At 67.6% G+C, this 1,782-nt stretch carries 1 protein-coding gene and 2 pseudogenes; 2 read left to right on the top strand and 1 reads right to left on the bottom strand.

The features are described 5' to 3' along the window. Window positions 1–366, top strand: a pseudogene (locus ACN269_RS35110) (arylsulfatase); the annotation flags it as partial. A gap of 52 nt (window positions 367–418) precedes the next feature. On the opposite strand, the gene ACN269_RS35115 reads toward ACN269_RS35110, so the two are convergent. Then, window positions 419–1,177 (bottom strand): SDR family NAD(P)-dependent oxidoreductase, encoded by a 759-nt coding sequence (locus ACN269_RS35115; RefSeq protein WP_421477709.1) that lies wholly within the window; start codon window positions 1,175–1,177, stop codon window positions 419–421. Between the two features lie 220 nt (window positions 1,178–1,397). Here ACN269_RS35115 and ACN269_RS35120 point away from each other — a divergent pair. Continuing rightward, window positions 1,398–1,782 (top strand): annotated as a pseudogene (locus tag ACN269_RS35120) (ATP-dependent DNA ligase); the annotation flags it as partial.

The raw sequence follows: 1,782 nt of genomic DNA on the forward strand, positions 1-1,782 counted from the left end.
TTCGGCGGCAATGCGCTCTACCTGCTCGCGGGTCGGCCGGTGTTCGCCTACGCCCGCTCCCACTACCCGGAGCATAAGTACAAGGTGGAAGCCCCGACTGCACTGGCGCCGGGGCGGCATGACATCCGGGTCGACTTCGCCTACGACGGTGGCGAGCCCGGCAGCGGCGGCGAGGCGACGATCTTCGTGGACAACGCTCAGGTCGCCCAGGGGCGCGTCGACGGGACGGTGCCGGTGCGGGTGTCGGCCGACGAGACTTTCGACGTCGGCGAGGACAGCGGCACGCCGGTCAACCTCGACTACGACGTGCCGTTCCGGTTCACCGGCGAGCTGCACAAGGTCGTCGTCGAGCTCCGCGACCAGTGATTTCGACGTGATTTGATGCGCTCAGCGCAACAAATCACGCCGAAACCGCTAGCTACTTGGGGGCGAAGCGCTGGCCGGCGTCCAGCCGGATGCACTGCCCGTTGAGCATCGGGTTCTCCACGATGGCCAGGGCCAGTTTCGCGTACTCGTCGGGACGGCCGAGGCGCTTCGGGAAGGCCGCGTCCTTGGTCAGCACATTGGCGAACTCGTCCGGGATGCCCTCGGTGAGCCCGGTGGCGAACAGGCTCGGCGCAATAGCCAGCACCCGGATACCCAGGCTGCCCAGATCACGCGCCATGGTCAGGCACATGCCGGCGATCGCCGCCTTGGACGCGGTATAGGCGATCTGGCCGATCTGGCCCTCGAACGCGGCGATCGACGAGGTGTTGATGATGACGCCGCGCTCTTCGTCCTCGGGCTCGTTCTTGCTCATGTGGGCCGCGGCCAACCGGCTGATGTTGAACGTGCCGACGGTGTTGAGATCCTGCACCTGACGGAAAACGTCCAGGTCGTGCGGGCCTTCTTTGGTCAGCGTGCGCATCGCCGAGCCACCACCGGCGGTGGTCACCGCGATGTGCAGCCCGCCCAGGGCGTCCACGGCCTGCTGCAGCACCTGCTCGGTGCCGGCGAAGTCCATGACATCCACCGGGTAGAACGTTGCACCGATCTCGTCGGCGACCTCTTGCCCCTTGGACTGCGGCCGGTCCAGGATGGCCACGGCGGCACCCCGCTTGACCAGCGACTGGGCGGTGGCCCGCCCGAATCCCGACGCACCGCCGACGATGACGGCCTTCTTGCCCTGGATCTCCATCTAGCTCCCTTTCAAGACTTCGGTGGTTCCAAATCGGAGTTGGACCACAAGCGAACTTAGCTGACGGGAGTTCCGGTAAGCCTTTCGGGTCGGGCTCACCCCATCCCCCGAGCGTGCGTGTCTGCAGCTCGACACACCGCGATCCATCGACTTTCTGCGCACGCTCGCGGCGCCCGACGGTGCGCTGGATGCTGTCAGACCATCGTGTCAGGCTGCACTCATGCAGCTCATCCGGGTCGCGACCGCGTCGGCCGAGTTGGCCGCCACCTCGGCCCGGCTGGCCAAGACCGCGCTGATCGCCGACGTGCTGGCTGAAACCCGCGCCGATCCGCGAACCGTTGCGACGGTGGTGTCGTGGCTGTCCGGTGAACTGCCGCAACGCCAGATCGGCGTGGGCTGGGCGGCGCTGCGGTCACTGCCGTCCCCCGCCGACACTGCGACGCTGACGGTCGACCGGGTCGATGCGGCGTTCACCGAGATCGGCGCGGTAGCCGGACGGGGCTCCCAAGCTCGCCGCGCCGCACTGCTCAACGATCTCTTCACCGCGGCCGCCGATGTCGAGCAGAGCTTTCTGCGCCGCCTGCTCAGTGGCGAACTCCGCCAGG

This window comes from Micromonospora sp. WMMD736 (genome assembly GCF_049179015.1).
Lineage (GTDB): Bacteria > Actinomycetota > Actinomycetes > Mycobacteriales > Micromonosporaceae > Micromonospora.